18 protein-coding genes and 1 other RNA gene are annotated in these 18327 nt (G+C 59.0%); 18 read left to right on the top strand and 1 reads right to left on the bottom strand.

The annotated features are described in order from the left end of the window. The first annotated feature begins 176 nt into the window (after positions 1-176). Positions 177-674 carry a DUF1934 family protein gene (locus tag ACFQZG_RS23685; protein ID WP_378157082.1) on the top strand — a complete coding sequence of 166 codons (498 nt, stop codon included), beginning with the start codon at positions 177-179 and terminating at the stop codon, positions 672-674. 25 nt (positions 675-699) lie between these two features. Further along, complete coding sequence (gene argS / locus ACFQZG_RS23680) at positions 700-2379, top strand: arginine--tRNA ligase (RefSeq protein ID WP_378157080.1); 1680 nt, start codon at positions 700-702, stop codon at positions 2377-2379. On the opposite strand, the gene ACFQZG_RS23675 is transcribed toward argS, so the two are convergent. After that, the gene (locus tag ACFQZG_RS23675; protein ID WP_378157078.1) at positions 2380-3519 is read right to left on the bottom strand and encodes a S8 family peptidase; all 1140 of its coding nucleotides are present in this window, start codon (positions 3517-3519) and stop codon (positions 2380-2382) included. A 438-nt stretch (positions 3520-3957) separates the two neighbouring features. Between ACFQZG_RS23675 and rpoE the strand changes: the two genes are divergently transcribed. From rpoE to ACFQZG_RS23595, 16 genes are all read left to right on the top strand, one after another. Next, complete coding sequence (rpoE, locus tag ACFQZG_RS23670; RefSeq protein ID WP_378157076.1) at positions 3958-4551, top strand: DNA-directed RNA polymerase subunit delta; 594 nt, start codon at positions 3958-3960, stop codon at positions 4549-4551. A gap of 307 nt (positions 4552-4858) precedes the next feature. Continuing rightward, positions 4859-6463: a CTP synthase gene (locus ACFQZG_RS23665; RefSeq protein WP_378157075.1), complete on the top strand. Its 1605-nt coding sequence runs from the start codon at positions 4859-4861 to the stop codon at positions 6461-6463. Between the two features lie 146 nt (positions 6464-6609). Continuing rightward, positions 6610-7005, top strand: coding sequence for a response regulator (locus ACFQZG_RS23660; RefSeq protein ID WP_378157073.1), 396 nt, complete (start codon positions 6610-6612; stop codon positions 7003-7005). Positions 7006-7136: 131 nt separating this feature from the next. Then, entirely contained in the window at positions 7137-7991 is an 855-nt protein-coding gene (fba, locus tag ACFQZG_RS23655; protein WP_378157071.1) for a class II fructose-1,6-bisphosphate aldolase, read from the top strand. Between the two features lie 151 nt (positions 7992-8142). Next, a complete protein-coding gene (locus tag ACFQZG_RS23650) occupies positions 8143-9393 on the top strand; it encodes a UDP-N-acetylglucosamine 1-carboxyvinyltransferase (protein ID WP_378157069.1) in 1251 nt (416 codons plus the stop codon). 41 nt (positions 9394-9434) lie between these two features. Next, the gene (rho, locus tag ACFQZG_RS23645; RefSeq protein ID WP_378157248.1) at positions 9435-10739 is read left to right on the top strand and encodes a transcription termination factor Rho; all 1305 of its coding nucleotides are present in this window, start codon (positions 9435-9437) and stop codon (positions 10737-10739) included. 26 nt (positions 10740-10765) lie between these two features. Then, entirely contained in the window at positions 10766-12019 is a 1254-nt protein-coding gene (locus ACFQZG_RS23640) for a radical SAM family protein (RefSeq protein WP_378157067.1), read from the top strand. A 137-nt stretch (positions 12020-12156) separates the two neighbouring features. Next, on the top strand, positions 12157-12354 hold the full coding sequence (gene rpmE, locus ACFQZG_RS23635) for a 50S ribosomal protein L31 (RefSeq protein WP_378157065.1): 198 nt from the start codon (positions 12157-12159) through the stop codon (positions 12352-12354). Positions 12355-12426: 72 nt separating this feature from the next. After that, positions 12427-12864, top strand: a complete 438-nt coding sequence (locus tag ACFQZG_RS23630; protein ID WP_378157063.1) for a hypothetical protein — start codon at positions 12427-12429, stop codon at positions 12862-12864. A 77-nt stretch (positions 12865-12941) separates the two neighbouring features. Then, an RNA gene (gene ffs, locus ACFQZG_RS23625) (signal recognition particle sRNA large type) lies at positions 12942-13206 on the top strand. 94 nt (positions 13207-13300) lie between these two features. Next, positions 13301-14416, top strand: a complete 1116-nt coding sequence (locus ACFQZG_RS23620) for a two-component system sensor histidine kinase NtrB (RefSeq protein WP_378157061.1) — start codon at positions 13301-13303, stop codon at positions 14414-14416. Between the two features lie 80 nt (positions 14417-14496). Next, the gene (gene dnaX / locus ACFQZG_RS23615) at positions 14497-16281 is read left to right on the top strand and encodes a DNA polymerase III subunit gamma/tau (protein ID WP_378157059.1); all 1785 of its coding nucleotides are present in this window, start codon (positions 14497-14499) and stop codon (positions 16279-16281) included. Between the two features lie 20 nt (positions 16282-16301). Further along, complete coding sequence (locus ACFQZG_RS23610; RefSeq protein ID WP_378157057.1) at positions 16302-16613, top strand: YbaB/EbfC family nucleoid-associated protein; 312 nt, start codon at positions 16302-16304, stop codon at positions 16611-16613. 14 nt (positions 16614-16627) lie between these two features. After that, on the top strand, positions 16628-17227 hold the full coding sequence (gene recR / locus ACFQZG_RS23605) for a recombination mediator RecR (RefSeq protein ID WP_378157055.1): 600 nt from the start codon (positions 16628-16630) through the stop codon (positions 17225-17227). Positions 17228-17361: 134 nt separating this feature from the next. Beyond that, entirely contained in the window at positions 17362-17628 is a 267-nt protein-coding gene (locus tag ACFQZG_RS23600) for a DUF2508 domain-containing protein (protein WP_378157053.1), read from the top strand. Beyond that, the gene (locus ACFQZG_RS23595) at positions 17625-17891 is read left to right on the top strand and encodes a pro-sigmaK processing inhibitor BofA family protein (RefSeq protein ID WP_378157051.1); all 267 of its coding nucleotides are present in this window, start codon (positions 17625-17627) and stop codon (positions 17889-17891) included. Before ACFQZG_RS23600 ends, ACFQZG_RS23595 begins: the two co-directional genes overlap by 4 nt. Positions 17892-18327: the final 436 nt, after the last annotated feature.

Below are 18327 nucleotides of genomic sequence, written 5' to 3'. Positions count from 1 at the left end.
AAGCGCGAAGCGCCGCGTAGGTCGATCCGGTCACTCCGTTATCGTGTTCAAGTCGTCGTTCCGCGTGCGCCTATCGGCCGATCGGAACGGCTAGAAGAGTGGTACCGCGGAGTCAGCCTCCGTCTCTTGCACAGAGACGGGGGCTTTTATGTTTGTTGCGAAAGGGAGGGGTAACGATGACGGAACAACCGGGAGTCTCCTCCAAGGCGCTCGTCCGCATCACGCTAGACAGCACGGCGGACGGAGAGAAGCTGTCGCGTACGTTGAACGGGGAATGGTACTACAGGAATAACGGCATCTACGTCAAGTACGACGAGGAAGACGAGGGGAACAGCGTAAGGACGCTAGTCTCCTGGAAGAACGGCGTGCTGAAAGTGACGCGGCGAGGAGACGCGGAGTCGGAGCAGTCGTTCGCGCTGGGCGATCGATTGCCGGGCTATTACGCGAACGGCCAAGTCCGGTTGAATCTGGACTCGGAGACGACGTTGCTCAGGGTCGTCTCCGACACGATTCCCGGCTCCGACGAGCATGCGCTGCCGCTGCCGACGCTGCCGCTCGTATTGGAATGGCATTACAAGCTATGGTCGGCGGACGAACCGGCAGGCCAATTCATCGTCCGTCTCCACGCGGAGCGATGGGAGAACGACGGCGCGGGCGAAGAGACGAACGATTGATTTGATACAAGGAGGAAACGCAATCATGACGAACGCACTGGACCGTTATTATGAACAATTGAGATCGACCCTCGCCCAAGCGGCGACCGCGGCCGGCCTCGTGGCCGACGCAAACGACATTCCGGCGGTCACGCTCGAGGTGCCGAAAGACAAGAGCCACGGCGACCTGTCCACTAACCTTGCGATGCAATTGACGAAGATCGCGAAGCGCAATCCGCGTCAAATCGCTGAGGCGCTCATCGCGAACCTCGACCATGCGAAGGCAAGCATCTTGTCCGCGGAGATCGCGGGTCCCGGCTTCATTAACTTCCGTCTGGACAAAGGCTACCTGTACCCGATCATCGGGGAAGCGCTGAGCCAGGGCGAGAACTACGGCAAGATTAGCGTCGGACATGGGAAGTCCGTCAACGTCGAATTCGTTAGCGCGAACCCGACGGGCAGCCTGCATCTGGGGCACGCGCGTGGAGCGGCGGTAGGCGACGCGCTGTGCAACGTGCTGGCGGCGGCCGGCTACGACGTGAAACGCGAATATTACATTAACGACGCCGGCAACCAGGTGAACAACCTCGCCAAGTCGATCGAGGCCCGTTATCGCCAGGCATTGGGCCAAGACGCGGCGATGCCGGAGGACGGCTACCACGGCGAAGACATCTATGGCTTCGCCAAGGAGCTCGCGTCCGAGCAAGGCGACAAGCTGCTGAGCCTTTCCGACGAAGCGCGCTTCGAGTTTTTCCGCAAGTACGGGCTCGAGAAGGAACTCGACAAGATCAAGCGCGACCTCGGCCGGTTCGGCGTCGCCTTCGACATCTGGTATAGCGAGACGTCGCTGTACGAGACGGGCAAAGTCGTCGAGGCGCTCGACGCGCTGAAGGCCAAGGGGCAAGTATATGAAGAAGAAGGTGCGACATGGCTCCGCTCGACCGATTACGGCGACGACAAGAACCGCGTGCTCGTCAAGAACGACGGCAGCTATACGTACTTGACGCCGGACGCAGCCTACCATATGGATAAGTACGCCCGCGGATACGATCAGATGATCAACATCTGGGGCGCGGACCACCACGGCTATATTCCGCGGATGAAAGCGGCGATGGCCGCTCTCGGCAACGATCCCGACAAGCTTACGGTACTCATCGCGCAGATGGTCAGCCTGTTCCAGAACGGCGAGAAGGTCAAAATGTCGAAGCGTACCGGCAAAGCCGTTACGATGGAAGATTTGATGGACGAAGTAGGCGTCGACGCCATTCGCTATTTCTTCACGATGAGAAGCATGGATTCGCATCTGGATTTCGACATGGATCTCGCGGTATCTACTTCCAACGAAAATCCGGTATTCTACGTCCAATACGCCCATGCGCGGATTTGCAGCATTTTCCGCCAGGCGGAAGAGCAGGGAATCGCGGTGCTGCCGCTGGAGCAAGTCGATTTGTCGCTGCTCGACACCGAGCCGTCGTTCGACCTGATACGCAAAATCGGCGAGCTGCCGGAGGCAATCTCCGAATCTGCCCGCCTGTACGCGCCGCACGTGATCATTCGTTACGTCTATGAACTGGCGACGCAATTCCACAGTTACTACCGCGCGGAACGCGTCATTACCGAGGACGCCGCCCAAAGCCAAGCGAAGCTGCAATTGCTCGCCGCGCTGCGGATCGCGATCGCGAACTGCCTCGCGCTCGTCGGCGTATCGGCACCGGAGAAAATGTAATCACGTCTGTTCGGCCAACTTCATCATTCGCGCGACGCTAAGCTCCCCGGCCGACCGGGGAGTTTTGCCGTTCTTGAGCGGCACGGCGGAGCGCTGGATGATCGTCTTGACCTGACCGGGAGAGAGTCCGGGCTTCAGGCCGAGCAGCAACGCCACCGCTCCGGTCACGTGAGACGTCGCCATCGAAGTGCCGCTCATCTCGCGGTGCTTGCCTCTCAGCCATGCGGATACGATTCGCTCGCCCGGCGCATAGACGTCGATTAAGCCGCTCCGGTTCGTGAATCCCGCTATCCGTCCTTGGCGCGTCGTCGCGCCGACCGCTACCGTATGGTTATACCGCGCCGGGTAATCGATGCTGCCGTTGCGTCCGTCGTTGCCGGAGGACGCGACGATAAGTACGCCTGCGCGGAACGCGCCGCTCACGGCCGCGTACAGAGAGCGGCTTCTCGTCTTCATGCCGAAGCTCATGTTGACGACGTCGATGCCGTTCCTCACGCACCATTCGATGCCGAGGATGATGTCGGAGACGTAAGCCGTTCCGTTATGGTCGAACGCTTTGATCGGATGTATGCGCGCGCGCGGCGCCACTCCGATCATGCCCTGCCGCTGGTTGGCCGCCGCGATCGTGCCGGCGATATGCGTGCCGTGGCCGTTGTCGTCCTGCGGGAGCTCCATCCGTTCCAGCAGGTTGATACCCCGCTCGAGCGAATGACGCAGATCGGGATGTCCGAAGTCGACCCCCGTGTCGATGACGCCGACTTTCACCCGGTGACCGGTCGTTCGGCTCCAAGCGGCCGGCGCGCCGATATGTCCGACGCCCCACGGAATGCCGCGTTCGCTGACGATCGATCCGCTCTGCAGCGCCTGAATTTGCACGGCTTCGTCCGGCTCAAGGAGGAGCGCGCCCTGAAGCGGAGGCGGAACGGCGGTCGTCCAAGGTACCGGACAGATCAGGGCGGGCATGACGCCGAGCGGGACGATGCGGCCTAGCTGAGGATGCTGGGGGAGAGCAGCCTGCAGATGATGCAGGAACCGGGCGTAATCGTCTTGTCCGGAGAACCGGAGAATCGATCTCCGTTCCGAATCGATGCCCGACGAGATAACGGGGAGAAGCCATTCCACAACTTCGCGTCCATCCAAATCCGAATCCCCTCCCGGGCGAATGTGCATTCGGCTGGCGGCGCCGCGTCCGCATAACTGCCGTGTCCTCTACTGTATGTGAGTGGGGCTCGAACGGTATGGGAAACCGGCCAATTTCCGCGCGAAATAGGCGCCGTTCCGTGTCATTTTCCCCGCCCGGGCATACGATGAAGGGAGAGTTTCCCGGCGAGACTCTTGCATGCCGGTTCCTCCGCCCGCGGAGAGACCGGGAAGGGATACAGTCGAAAAGCGAAGGTGTCGTCCGTCAAGGACGCTCCTTCGCTTTTTCGCTTCGCGGGGCTGCGGTGGATTACTCCGAATGTTCCTCGAAATCCCGTTTCGGCGGCTTGCATTTTTATTCGAAATAAGGTTTACTAAAGGTTGACAAATCACGTGAAAGTTGAATAAACGGTTCACATACAGAGAGGTGGAACACACTTGAGCGCCGAGTACGTGCTGAAACTCGACTCCGAGAAAATCCGGGAAATGCCCATGGTCGACCTTGCTTTCGAGGTGCTGAAGGCAGCGAATACCCCGTTCTACTACCGAGATCTCATGATGGAAATCGGCAAGATCCGCGGCTTGTCCGAAAGCCAGATCATCGACGTTATCGCCCAACTGTACACGGAGATCAACATCGACGGCCGCTTCGCTTGCGTCGGCGGCAACGTGTGGGGACTGAAGCGCTGGTATCCGGTCGAGCGCACCGACGATCCGGTAACCGGCGGCGGCAAGCGTCCGCGCATCATTAACGACGACGACGATCTGGACGACGAGGATCTGTACGGCGAGGACGAGGAAGAAACCTTCACGCCGGAAGACGAGACGTACGATCTGTTCGACGAAGAGCGCGAGGAAATTTTCGACGAAGGCGAAGAAGCCGGGGAAGTGGACGAAGAAACCATCCTCGAAGAGGACGAAGACGCCGCGATCGACGAAGAGCTGGACGAGAAAGGCTCGGAAGAAGACGACGAGCTGTTCGAGGACGACGAGGACGAAGCTCTCGACGAGGACGAAGAAGACGACAAATAAGCCCGCGAGCGGGCGACGCGCACTCCCGCCATTCTTTAGGAATGGCGGGTTTCGTTTATGCTCGATGATTCGGGAAATATAGCGTTAGCGATCCTCGCCGTTCATGCTTGACACGGTCTGTGTCAGAAGTTAAACTAATGCTTGGGCTTTAGAAAGATCGGTATTTCATAGCGTTAGGAATGCAAAGTGCCCCCATTTATTGGGTGACACTTTTTTGTTTTTTTTACCCGCTTGCAGGAAAGAAAGTGTCGAACTAGGTAACGATAATGAGGATGCCGCAGGCATGTGGTGGGAGGTTTCGTACAGGGTGACTAAATACATTTTCGTAACCGGCGGCGTCGTGTCGTCGCTCGGCAAAGGGATTACCGCCGCCTCGCTCGGGCGGCTGCTGAAGAACCGCGGATTGAAGGTGACGATTCAGAAATTCGACCCTTACATCAACGTGGATCCAGGGACGATGAGCCCTTATCAGCACGGCGAAGTGTTCGTGACGGACGACGGGGCGGAGACCGACCTCGATCTGGGACACTACGAGCGCTTCATCGATATTAACCTGTCGAAGAACAACAACGTGACGACGGGCAAGATCTATTCGACGGTCATCAGCAAGGAACGCCGCGGGGAATACCTCGGCGGTACGGTGCAAGTCATTCCGCACATCACGAACGAGATCAAGGACCGGGTGTTCCGCGCGGGCAAGGAAGCCGGCTCCGACGTCGTGATTACGGAAATCGGAGGTACGGTCGGCGATATCGAGAGCTTGCCGTTCCTCGAGGCGATCCGCCAGATCAAGAGCGACATCGGCCGCGATAACGTCATGTACATTCACGTTACGCTTATTCCGTACATTAAAGCGGCCGGCGAAGTGAAGACGAAGCCGACGCAGCATAGCGTCAAGGAATTGCGCAGCATCGGCATCCAGCCGAACGTCATCGTCTGCCGCACGGAGCATCCGCTCGCGTCGGACCTGAAGCGCAAGATCGCCCAGTTCTGCGACGTCGAAGCGGACGCCGTGGTCGAGTGCCGCGACGCCTCCACGTTGTACGAAGTACCGCTTAACCTGCAAGCCGAAGGTCTCGACGAATACGTCGTGAAGCACCTGAAGCTGCAAGTCGGTCCTCCGGACATGACGGAATGGACGGCGCTCGTCGATCGCGTCAAGTCGCTGAAGCGCACGACGGAGATCGCGATCGTCGGCAAGTACGTCGCGCTGCACGACGCGTACCTCAGCATCGTCGAATCGTTGTCCCACGCGGGCTTCGACGCGGACGCCGAAGTGAAGGTTCGCTGGGTGAACGCCGAAGAGGTAACGCCGGCGAACGTGAACGAGATGCTCGGCGGCGTGCAAGGAATCCTCGTGCCGGGCGGTTTCGGAGACCGCGGCATCGAAGGCAAAGTCACGGCGATCCGTTATGCCCGCGAGAGCGGCATTCCGTTCTTCGGCATCTGCCTCGGCATGCAAGTCGCGGTCGTGGAATACGCGCGCGGCATGGCCGGTCTCGACGGCGCGAACAGCTCCGAGATCCATCCGGCGACGCCGTATCCGGTCATCGACCTGCTGCCCGAGCAGAAGGACATCGAGGACTTGGGCGGCACGATGCGCCTCGGCCTGTACCCGTGCAAGCTCGTGCCGGGCAGCCTGGCGTCTCAATGCTACGGCGAAGAGCTCGTGTACGAACGTCACCGCCACCGGTACGAATTCAACAACGAATACCGCGAGCGGATCGAATCGGCAGGCCTGCGCATTTCAGGGACGTCGCCCGACGGCCGCTTGGTCGAGATGATCGAGCTTCCGGACCATCCGTGGTTCTTGGCGGTGCAATTCCATCCGGAATTCACGTCGCGCCCGAACCGTCCGCAGCCGCTGTTCCGCGAGTTCGTCAAAGCTTCCCTGAAACACGCGGAAGCGTAAGAAGCGGCGAACCGCATCAATATAACGCAAGGGGAAACGCCTCGATAGTAATCGGGGCGTTTTTCATTTTTTTACATGGAAAGGAAGGAATTCGGCCCTCGGGGAGCGAATAATGCTAGGGATTGGGAAACGGGGGGAATGCGAGCTTGGATAAGAAGAAGCTGCTCATAGTAGACGATCAGGTCGGCATCCGGATCTTGCTGCTAGAAGTGTTCGCCACGGAAGGCTACGATACGTTCCAAGCTGCGAACGGACGTGCGGCCCTGGAGATCGCGAAGATGCACCGGCCGGATCTGGTATTGCTGGACATGAAGATACCGGGGATGGACGGGCTGGAGATTCTGAAGCAAATCAAGGAACACGACCGGACCATTAAAGTGATCATGATGACCGCCTACGGCGAGCTCGATATGATCAAGGAAGCGATGGATCTTGGAGCATTGATGCACTTTACGAAGCCATTCGATATCGACGAGATGAGAACGGCTGTTAATATGCAGATGGGAGAAGGCGCTGCGTCCCGGTTCGCTTCGGGGTCGTAAGGCCTTCTTTTCTTTGGGCGCGCCGGAGAAACGCCCGTTCGGTTTACTTCCGGCGATCATTATTGCTATAATGGTGCAGTATGCTCGTACGTGACAATTCAGAATGAAAACCGCAGGAGGAATTGAACATTATGCCACTCGTATCTATGAATGAGTTTTTGCCGAAAGCCAAAGCGAACAAATTCGCCGTCGGCCAATTCAACATGAACAACCTGGAGTTCGCCCAAGCGATCACGGACGCGGCGATCGAGGAGAAATCCCCGTTCATCTTCGGCGTTAGCGAAGGCGCGCTCAAGTATATGGGCATGGAGTACACGGTAGCGATCGCGGAAGCGGCAGCGAAGAAGTCCGGTCTTCCGATCGCGCTTCACCTCGACCACGGCAGCAGCTTTGAAGTCGCCATGGCTTGTATCCGCGCGGGCTTCTCCTCCGTCATGTTCGACGGTTCGCACTATTCGTTCGAAGAGAACATTCGCCTGACGAAAGAAGTCGTTAAAGCCGCTCACGCGATGGGCGTATCCGTAGAAGGCGAGCTCGGCACCATCGGCGGCGTCGAGGACGACATCAGCGTGGACGAAGCGCATGCGGCCCTGGCTAAACCGGAAGAAGCGATCCGCTTCTACGAAGAGACTGGCGTCGATTGCCTCGCGATCGCGGTCGGTACGGCTCACGGCATGTACAAAGGCGAAATTAAAATCCACTTCGATATCATCAAAGAAGTCGTTGCGAAAATTCCCGTGCCTGTCGTTCTTCACGGCGGTTCCGGCGTACCGGACGACATGATCCGCGAAGCGATCTTGGCCGGCGCCGGCAAGATCAACGTGAACACCGAGAACCAAGTCGCTTGCACGCAAGCGATTCGCGATGTCCTTGCGAAGGATGCGAAAGTTTACGATCCGCGCAAATACCTCACGCCTGCCCGCAACGCGATGAAAGCCGTCGTTCAAGAGAAAATCCGTTTATTCGGATCCAGCAACCAAGCTTAATTTCGGCCCGACCTTATAGAGCCTCCGCGGAGGCATCGCACATTCGCACACACTTGCGCACGGGAAAACGTCATTTGGCGTTTTCCCGTTCCTTCATGTGTCGGAGATTTACGGATCGCCCGGCAACAACTCGAGGAGGAAGACCTCATTCATGGAGAAATTGATGGTACGGGGGGGCCGCCCGTTGAGAGGCACCGTTGCGATCAGCGGTGCGAAGAACAGCGCGGTCGCGCTCATTCCCGCGGCAATCTTGGCGGAATCGGAAGTGAGGTTGGACAACCTTCCTCAGCTTAGCGACGTAGCGGTATTGGCGGAATTGTTGGAACAGCTTGGGGGCAAGGTATCATGGACGGACGACGCGATGTCGATCGATCCATCCCGCATGACGTCGGTGCCGATGCCCAACGGACGCGTCAAGCTGCTCCGCGCATCCTACTATTTGATGGGCGCGCTTCTCGGAAGATTCGGCGAAGCGACGATCGGGCTTCCCGGGGGCTGCAACTTCGAGCCTCGTCCGATCGACCAGCACATTAAAGGGTTCGAGGCGCTCGGCGCGGAAGTATCGAACGATCACGGCGCGATTCGGATCCGGGCGAAGGAACTGAGAGGGGCGAAGATTTACCTCGACGTCGCCAGCGTCGGCGCGACGATCAACATCATGCTCGCCGCTTCCAGGGCGAAGGGGCTCACGCTGATCGAGAACGCGGCCAAGGAGCCGGAGATTATCGACGTGGCTACGCTGCTGAACGCCATGGGCGCGAAGATCAAAGGCGCCGGAACCGAGACGATTCGCATCGAAGGCGTTAAGGAAATGCACGGCTGCAGGCACTCTATCATTCCGGACCGCATTCAAGCAGGAACATACATGATCGCCGCAGCGGCAACCCGCGGCGACGTTCTTATCGATAATATTATACCGAAGCACTTGGAAGCGATGACCGCGAAGCTGCAAGAGATGGGCGTGCATGTGTACGAGATGGACGAAGCGATCCGCGTCGTCGGACAGCCGCTCTACGAGGCGGTCGACGTCAAGGCGCTCGTCTATCCGGGGTTCGCCACCGATCTGCAGTCGCCGATGACCAGCTTGCTTACGCAAGCCCGGGGCGTCAGCGTGCTCTCCGACTACGTGTACAGCAACCGGTTCAAGCACGTTCCCGAGCTTGCCCGCATGGGAGCGAACATCCGCGTCGAAGGACGCTCCGCCATTATCGAAGGCGGGCGGCTGAACGCGGCGAAGGTCAGGGCGGCGGATTTGCGCGCCGGAGCCGCGCTCGTCGTGGCCGCGCTTACGGTAGGGGAAGGTACGACGGAGATTAGCGGCGTCGAGTACATCGACCGCGGCTACGAACGTCTGGTGCCTCAGCTTAGCCATCTCGGAGCGGAGATCTGGCGTCAAGGATAAGCGATTTCTGATATAAAGTGGGGATTCCATTGGCCGATTTGATGATGAGCGATCTCGAGGAGATGAAGCTGGCCGAGCTGTACAAGCTCGCGAAGCAGCATCAAATCGAAGGTTACTCCCAAATGAAGAAAAAAGAACTCGCGTTCGCGATATTGCGCGCGCAGGCGGAGCGGAGCGGCTTCCTGTTCATGGAGGGCGTGCTCGACGTCATGCAGGAGGGCTACGGCTTCCTTCGCCCCGGCGATTACAGCACGAGCAAGAACGACATCTATATCTCGCAATCGCAGATCCGCAAGTTCGATCTGAGATCCGGGGACCGCGTGTCCGGCAAGTGCCGGCCGCCGAAAGAGAACGAACGGCATTTCGGATTGCTGCAAGTTAACGCCGTTAACGGCGTGTCTCCCGAAGCCGCCGCGGAACGTCTGCATTTCGCCGCTCTTACCCCGATCTATCCGCAAACGAAGCTGAAGCTCGAATCGTCCCCTTCCCGCTTGTCCACCCGTATCATGGATCTGATCGCTCCCGTAGGGCTCGGCCAGCGCGGCCTGATCGTCGCGCAGCCGAAAGCCGGTAAGACGCTCTTGCTGAAGGAAATCGCCAACAGCATTACCGCGAACCGTCCGGACATCGATCTGTTCGTGCTGCTTATCGACGAGCGCCCGGAGGAAGTAACGGACATGCAGCGGTCGGTCAAGGGCGAAGTCGTCGCTTCGACGTTCGACGAGGAACCCGTCAACCACGTGAGGATGGCCGAGCTCGTGCTAGAGCGCGCGCAGCGGCTCGTGGAGCACAAGCGGGACGTCGTCATTCTGCTCGATAGCATCACGAGATTGGCGCGGGCTTACAACCTGGTCGTTCCTCCTTCGGGACGTACGCTTTCCGGGGGTATCGATCCCGCGGCGTTCCACCGTCCGAAGCGGTTCTTCGGCGCGGCGCGCAACGTCGAGGAGGGCGGCAGCCTGACGATTCTGGCGACGGCGCTCATCGATACGGGCTCGCGGATGGACGACATCATCTACGAGGAATTCAAAGGCACGGGCAACATGGAGCTTCATCTGGACCGGAAGCTCGCGGAGAGACGGATCTTCCCGGCGCTCGACATCCGTCGATCGGGAACGCGCCGCGAAGAGATGTTGCTCGAGAAGGAAGCGCTCGAGAAACTATGGGCGATACGCAAGAATATGAACGATTCGATGGAGTTCGTGGAACAATTCCTCAAGAAGCTATCGAAAACGAAGACCAACCAAGAGTTTCTGGATTCGCTGGACACCAGCGGGGTCCCGGCGCCGTCCGGACCCGGCGGTTCGGGCGGCGCGCGCCGTTCGCCGCGTAACAGCTCCTCTTGAGGTCGCCGAAGAGGAGGGCTTAGCCCATGCATCTGGTATACGCGGACGAGCACGGCAACGTGTTCGACCACGACGAATGGTACGGAATCGCGCGAAGCGGCAACGACTTGGTCGAGCTGCTCGAGGAAGAGCTGATTCCGCTGCCGGCCGGCGCGACGCTCGTCGGTCTCCCTCATACGAGACCGATCGGCATGGACCCGAAGAGCGGCGAGATGAAGCTGCTCCCGGGCAATTATCAAGCGGTCGGCGCGCTATTGCCGCAAGGCTTCACGCGCTATTACGTGCCCGGCTACTACAAGACGGACAAGACGCAGAAGTTCCCGTTGTTCGGTTATACGGCCGTCGTCTGGAAGGACGGCGGATTCTACGTGGCGGCCGACGCGACCGACGATCCGGAGCCTTGGAATCCGGAGCATTGCGACCGGGGCGAGCTCGAGATTCAGGTGGACAGGCTGCTTAAGGCGTATCCCGACAACCAGCTGTACAAGCACTTGTCGCATTGCGCGCTCGAATACGAGTGCTTGACGGCTTCCAATACGTTCCTGCAGCGGTTGGAAGGAGCGGTGCCGGTCTCCTTCTCCTGCAACGCGGGCTGTTACGGCTGCATCTCGGAGCAGCCGGACGACAGCGGCTTCGTGGCGCCGCAGACGCGGCTGAAGTTCAAGCCGACCGTGGACGACGTCGTGAACATCATGCTGGAGCACCTGAAGACGCCCGAGTCGATCATCAGTTTCGGTCAAGGCTGCGAAGGCGAGCCTTCGACGCAGGCGAAGACGATCATCGAAGCGATGAAGCGGGTGAGAGAGCAGACGTCTCTCGGCTACATTAATATCAATACGAACGCGGGATTGTCTGATCATCTTCGCGCCATTACGGACGCGGGGCTGAATCTGATGCGCGTGAGCACGATTAGCGCCATCGACGAGCATTATAACGCGTACTACATGCCGCGCGGGTATACGCTCAAGAACGTCGAGAAGTCGCTGCGGTATGCCGCGGACAACGGCGTATACACGTCGATCAACTACTTGATCTTCCCGGGGGTCACCGACCGCGAGGAGGAGATCGAGGCGATGATCGAATTCGTTCGCCGCACCGGATTGAAGCTCATCCAAATGCGCAACCTGAATATCGACCCCGACGCGTACTTGTCGCTCATTCCGCCGGCCAAAGGCGAAATTTACGGCATGAAGACGCTGCTGGACATTTACCGGCAGGAGCTTCCGGACGTCGTGATCGGTTCGTATACGCACGTGCCGCCTGCCGCGCTTCGCAGATAAGCATGCCGAGCGTCGCCGCACCCTTATTTTAGCGGAAGCGGACCTATTGCCTGGGTATCGACGCTGTGCTATAATCTGCTCATGTGTCTATTACTCTGGATCCGAATGTGGTCCAGGGCAGAAAGAAGGTGAACCCTTTGAAAGAAGCTATTCATCCGAAATATCATGTGACTACGGCAACGTGCGCATGCGGAAATACGTTCGAGACGGGTTCGATTCGTTCGAACCTGAAAGTCGAGATCTGCTCGAATTGCCACCCGTTCTTCACCGGCAAGCAGAAGTTCCTCGATGCAGGCGGACGCGTCGACAAGTTCAAGAAGAAATACGGACTGTAAGATTGACGGCCTGACCATGCATAGCAACGAACCTCCCTTGAAATCCTACCGGATAAAGGGAGGTTTTTTATTATGCTCACACCAAGCAAACGAGTGTTGTTGATCGCGACCGCAACGTGCGCGCTCCTGATCGCGTCGGGCTGCGGCAACAACGACAACGGCGGCGATGCCAACGGCAACGGGGCGAACGACGGGAACGACAACGGCGTCAAGACGCAGAACTACGCGGACGACGGGTACTTGGGCCGCACGAATTCGTATCCGAGAATTCCCGGCCACCACATGACGAGCACGTACGCCAACGATACCCGGGCGATGTCCGAAGCGATCAAAAACGTGCCGGGCGTGGCGGGTTCGCGGGTGACCTTCAACGGAGCCGAAGCGTACGTGTCGATCAAGCTGGCGCAGGGACTTAAGCCGAACGAGATACCGACGGTGGAGAGCCAAGCCGCGTCCGTGCTGCGGTTCAACTTCCCGCGTTACTCGATTCACGTCAGTTCGATGAAATAGGCGCAAGGGGCGGCATATTCGAGGGAACTGTTTCCTTCGGTTGCACTTCCGGCTTCAATTCGCTATACTTAGTTTTGCCGTGCTAGACGGGGAGGTAGCGGTGCCCTGTAACTCGCAATCCGCTCCAGCGAGGTCGAATTCCTGTTTTAGGTTTTGTGATGCAGGTTCCGGTAAGGAAATGCCGTGTTGACGGCAGAGTCCTCCGCGAGGGACGGCCATGAACCCGGTCAGGTCCGGAAGGAAGCAGCCGTAAGTGGTTTAGTTCTTGTGCTGGAGGGTCGCTCTGCTTGAGCGTCGTCTTCTTATTAGGCTGGATCATAATTATCGAGGACAGGTGCACGGTCCTGAATAAGACACTTCGAAGAATAAAGCACCTTAGCGTATGGACGGACGCTGGGTGCTTTTTTTGTTGTCACTGGGAGGCGGAGGCGATACGATGGCGGACGTTCCGGAAGAGCAAGAGCGCACAGGCGATTACGATCCGGCGCAGACGAAGCAAGCGTGGTATATGAATCGGTTCGCCAATCGATTTCTGGCATTGGACGGAACCGGGGTTCTGGTGCTCGATTCCGAATTCCGGATCGTCGAGATCAGCGATATGCTATGCGAGCGATTCGGTTGCCGGCGGGAAGACGCGATCGAACGCGAATTGGAGAAGTGGCTGGTCGACATGCGCATCGAGCCGCCTCCGTTCGGGAGGGAGCATCTACTGGGCGGTTCGTTCCGTGATCGAAGTTGGACCTGGACGAGCGGGAGTAGACGATTCGCGATGATGCTCGACGGAGATCGGTTGGAGGACGGCGGGGGACACGTCGGCGCGTTCGTGATTTTCCGAGACGTATCGCATCAGATCGCGCTGGAGGAACAGATTCGCCAGTCGGATCGCTTGAAGACGATCGGACAGATCGCGGCGGGCACCGCCCACGAGATCCGCAATCCGCTGACGGCGATGAAGGGCTTCATGCAGTTGCTTAACAAGACGCTGGCGGAACGAAGCATGGGCCGGGAGCAAGAGTACGTAAACATCGTGTTGTCGGAGATCGAGCGCGTGAACGAGCTAGTCGGAGAGTTTCTGCTCCTAAGCAAGCCGAGGGAAGCGAAGTATGCTTCGGTGCGAATCGGCAAGGTCGTGCAGGAGATATTGCCGATGATCAGCAACGAGGCGCTTCTACATAACGTCACGGTCAGGCATGAACCGAACGTCGGTCTGCCGTCGATCGTGGCGGACAAGGAATTGCTCAAGCAAGTGTTCTTGAATCTCGGGAAGAACGCGATCGAAGCGATGCACGGGGGAGGGACATTGACGATTCGGGAGTACGGGGATCCCAAAAGGCCGGACAGGCTCGCGGTAGAAGTTCGCGATACCGGCGCGGGCATTCCGGCGGAGGTACTGGAGAAGGTGTTCGAGCCGTTCTATACGACGAAGCAGCAGGGAACGGGTTTGGGGCTGTCGATCTGCCAGCGAATCGTGCACGATCTCGGCGGCCGCATCGAAGCGACTTCGGACGGCGGCGGGACGACGTTCACGGTGTGGCTGCCCTGTTCGTCTTGATCGGCGCAATCGGGCGGTGGAGCGCTTACCGTCTATGATGTATAATGATTGAAACGGCATTTCGACGGGAGCGACAAGCAATGGCACATCTTGCTTTGTACCGGGCCTGGCGTCCCCAGACGTTCCAGGACATGGTCGGGCAACAACATATCGTTCAGACCTTGCAGAACGCGATCCGCGAGAATCGCCTCTCTCACGCCTACTTGTTCAGCGGTCCGAGAGGTACCGGCAAGACGAGCGCCGCCAAGATTCTATCCAAGGCGGTGAACTGCGAGCGCGGACCGGCGACGGAGCCTTGCAACGAATGCTCCGCATGCCAGCGCATTACGTCCGGGTCGGTCATGGACGTCGTCGAGATCGATGCCGCGTCCAACCGCGGGGTCGAAGAAATTCGCGATATTCGGGACAAAGTGAAATATTCGCCGACCGAAGTGCGGCGCAAAGTGTATATTATCGATGAAGTGCACATGCTCACGACGGAGGCGTTCAACGCGCTTCTGAAGACGCTCGAGGAGCCGCCGGGCCACGTCATGTTCGTCTTGGCGACGACGGAGCCGCACCGGCTTCCTCCGACGATCATTTCCCGCTGCCAACGCTTCGACTTCCGCCGCGTCTCGCTCGAGGAGCAGACGGGGCGGCTTAGGGAAATTTGCGGCGAAGAGAGCATCTCGGCGGAGGAGGAGGCGCTGAAGTACATCGCGCGCTTGTCCGACGGCGGGATGCGCGACGCGCTGAGCTTGCTGGATCAGATCTCTTCCTTCACCGGCGGGCAAGTGACGCTGGCGCAGGCGGTCGACGCGACGGGCGGCCTGCCTTCGGAACAGTTCGCCCGGCTTGCCGAAGCGATCCGGGACGCGGACGCCTCCGCGGTGCTGCGCGAGATCGACGAGATGATGCGGGCCGGCAAGAGCGCGGACAAGTGTCTCGAGCAGTTGATGCATTACTTCCGCGACATGCTGCTCGCGCAGTTGGCGCCGGAGGCGACCGGCTCTTCGGGACGAATCGCGGATCCCGGCGAGCTGCGCAAGATGGCTGACGGATTTTCTCGCGAGCGGTTATTTGCTATCATTGATCTGTTGAACCGTTATCAAGGCGAGATGAAATACGCCGCGCATCCGCAGACGATGTTCGAGATCGCGCTCCTGAAGCTGTGCGCGGAACCGTCGTCCGTATCGGCGGGGGGCGGACGTTCCGCGGACGCAGCCGGCGAAGCGCGAGGCGACGGCGGCGCTGCCGCCCGCGGAGAGCTGCAGCAATTGCGGCAGCAGATCGCCGGGCTGGAGAGCAAGCTGAACGCGGCCTTAAGCGGCGGGGGAATATCCGCATCCGGCGCGGCGGGCCAGGCAGGCGGCGGCGGAGGCCGTCCCGGTGCCGGCGGCGCGACATCCGCGCAACGGCCGGCGGCGACGCCGAGAGCCCGCGTCAAGCTGACCGGGTTCGTCGAGGCACATGGCGCCGCCGGGCCGATCTTGGCGAAGTGGCCGCAAATATTGCAGCGAGTCAAGGAAGAGCGGGTAACCGTTCACGCCTGGCTCGTCGACGGCGAACCGGTGAGCTACGCCGACGGTTCGCTCCTCGTCGCCTTCCGCAACACGATTCATCGCGAGACGACGGAGAGGCCGGCCAACAAATCGATGATCGAAGGGGTTATCGGCAGCATGATCGGCCAGCCGACGCAGCTGTTGACGGTCATGCAGAAGGAGTGGCAAGAGGCGCTCGCGGAAAGCTCGGGCAAGCCGTCCGGGGAAGGCCGGGAAGAGCTCCGGCTGGAGCCGGAGGACGAAGCCGGAGCTTCCAAGGAGCCGTGGGTGGACGAAGCGATTCGTCTGTTCGGGGATCAGCTCGTAACGATTAAAGACGACTAATTCAGGGAGGAATAAGCGCAATGAACAACATGAACCAAATGATGAAGCAAGTGAAGAAGATGCAAGAGCAAATGCTGAAAGCCCAAGAGGAGCTCGGCTCGAAGACGATCGAAGGAACGGCGGGCGGCGGCGTAGTAACGGTATCCGTGAACGGCCATAAGAAGGTGCTGGGCATCGCGATCAAGCCGGAAGCGGTCGATCCGGAAGACGTAGAGATGCTGCAAGACCTCGTCATGACCGCGGTGAACGACGCGTTGGCGAAAGCCGAAGAGCTCGCGAACAAGGATATGGGCAAATACACGGGCGGCATGAAAATTCCCGGCCTGTTCTAAAGGGGAACGACTGGTTGTTCTATCCGGAACCGATAGCCAAGCTGATCGACGCCTTCGCCCGGCTGCCGGGCATCGGGCCGAAGACGGCGGCGAGGCTCGCATTCTACGTATTGCGAATGAAAGAAGAAGAAGTCATCGATTTCGCCAAGGCGCTCGTCAACGTGAAGCGCAATCTTACGTATTGCTCCGTATGCTGCAACATTACGGATACGGACCCTTGCCGCATTTGCTCCGACAAGGGAAGGGACCAGACCGTCATCTGCGTCGTGCAGGAACCGAAGGATCTCGTCGCGATGGAGAGAACCCGCGAGTTCAACGGGCAGTACCATGTGCTTAACGGCGCCATCTCTCCGATGGACGGGGTGGGTCCTGACGATATCCGCATCGCGGAGCTGTTACGGCGTCTCGGGGACGAGCGGGTGCAAGAGATGATCTTGGCGACGAACCCGAACATCGAGGGCGAAGCGACGGCGATGTACTTGTCGCGGCTCGTGAAGCCTTTCGGCATTAAGGTGACGCGCATCGCGCACGGCTTGCCGGTCGGCGGCGACTTGGAGTACGCGGACGAGGTGACGTTGTCCAGGGCGCTCGAAGGACGTAGGGAGCTCTATTGAATATCGAACGGCATGAAGGCGCCTGCGGGCGCCTTTTTTTGATGGTTCATGTTCTAATTCGGCCGTCGCGTGTATAGATGTATAGTGGGTTGTCCATAAGGGCGGCACCTTGCGATACCGCGGGAGGGATTGCCGTGAACCGAAACGTGCTTCGGGTCGTTCGGGAAGAGGCTGCGGCACAGAAGGACGAACGACAGAGACTGGTTGACGACGTGCGCGAAGCGGAGAGGGAATGGCGACTCGCGGAGTGGAGATTCCAAGACGCGCTCGGCCCGGATCAGGTCGATTACGCGATCTATTGCCTGGAGGCGGCGGAGCGCAAGCTCGACATGCTTCTGCGCAAGGCGAAGTGGCATTGGGAGCATAACCGTCAGCTTAACGGAAGCGGGGGATCGGCGTGAAGACGTTCTGGCTGATCCTGCTTATCGCGTCCGCGGCATCGTTAGCCGTCGTTCTGCTTCGCAAGCAAGCGCCCAAGGGGTGGCTTACGCGCTTCGGGATCCATCTGGTCGTGTCGGCGATGGCGTTGTACGCCCTCAACTTCTCGGGCTGGGTAACGGGCTGGCACGTGCCGCTCAACCCGGTTACGATCGGTACGGTGGCCGTGCTCGGTCTGCCGGGGATCGGACTCGTTCTAGGCGTGCAATCGATATTGATCGTATGAGCGATAACCTGCGGAAGCGGGTTATTCTGCTTGTCGGCGCGAACGCCGGCGAACGATTAGAATTACCGGACGTAAAATGTCGAGTTAGACGTTGACGCGGCTATGCCGAATGTGGTACATTAGTTCTCGCGCCTGTTGGGCAGAAAGTTGTCGGTTCAACAAGCAGAGATGATTACCACAAATTAGTGGTTGCATCGGATGTGGGCGCTGTGATATATTATAAAAGTCGCCGCTAACACGGTGGACGCGAAAAAGCAACACAGCTTGTTCTTTGAAAACTGAACATCGAGCGTAATTTACGGTAATAATATCGTTCACTTCGGTGAACAAACCAGCAATACAGATTGAGCCTTTATGGCTCTTCGATAAAAGTTTCACTTTTATGGAGAGTTTGATCCTGGCTCAGGACGAACGCTGGCGGCGTGCCTAATACATG

Source organism: Cohnella sp. GCM10027633 (assembly GCF_042675445.1).
Classification (GTDB): domain Bacteria; phylum Bacillota; class Bacilli; order Paenibacillales; family Paenibacillaceae; genus Cohnella.
This window is presented reverse-complemented; position numbering and strand designations above follow the sequence as displayed.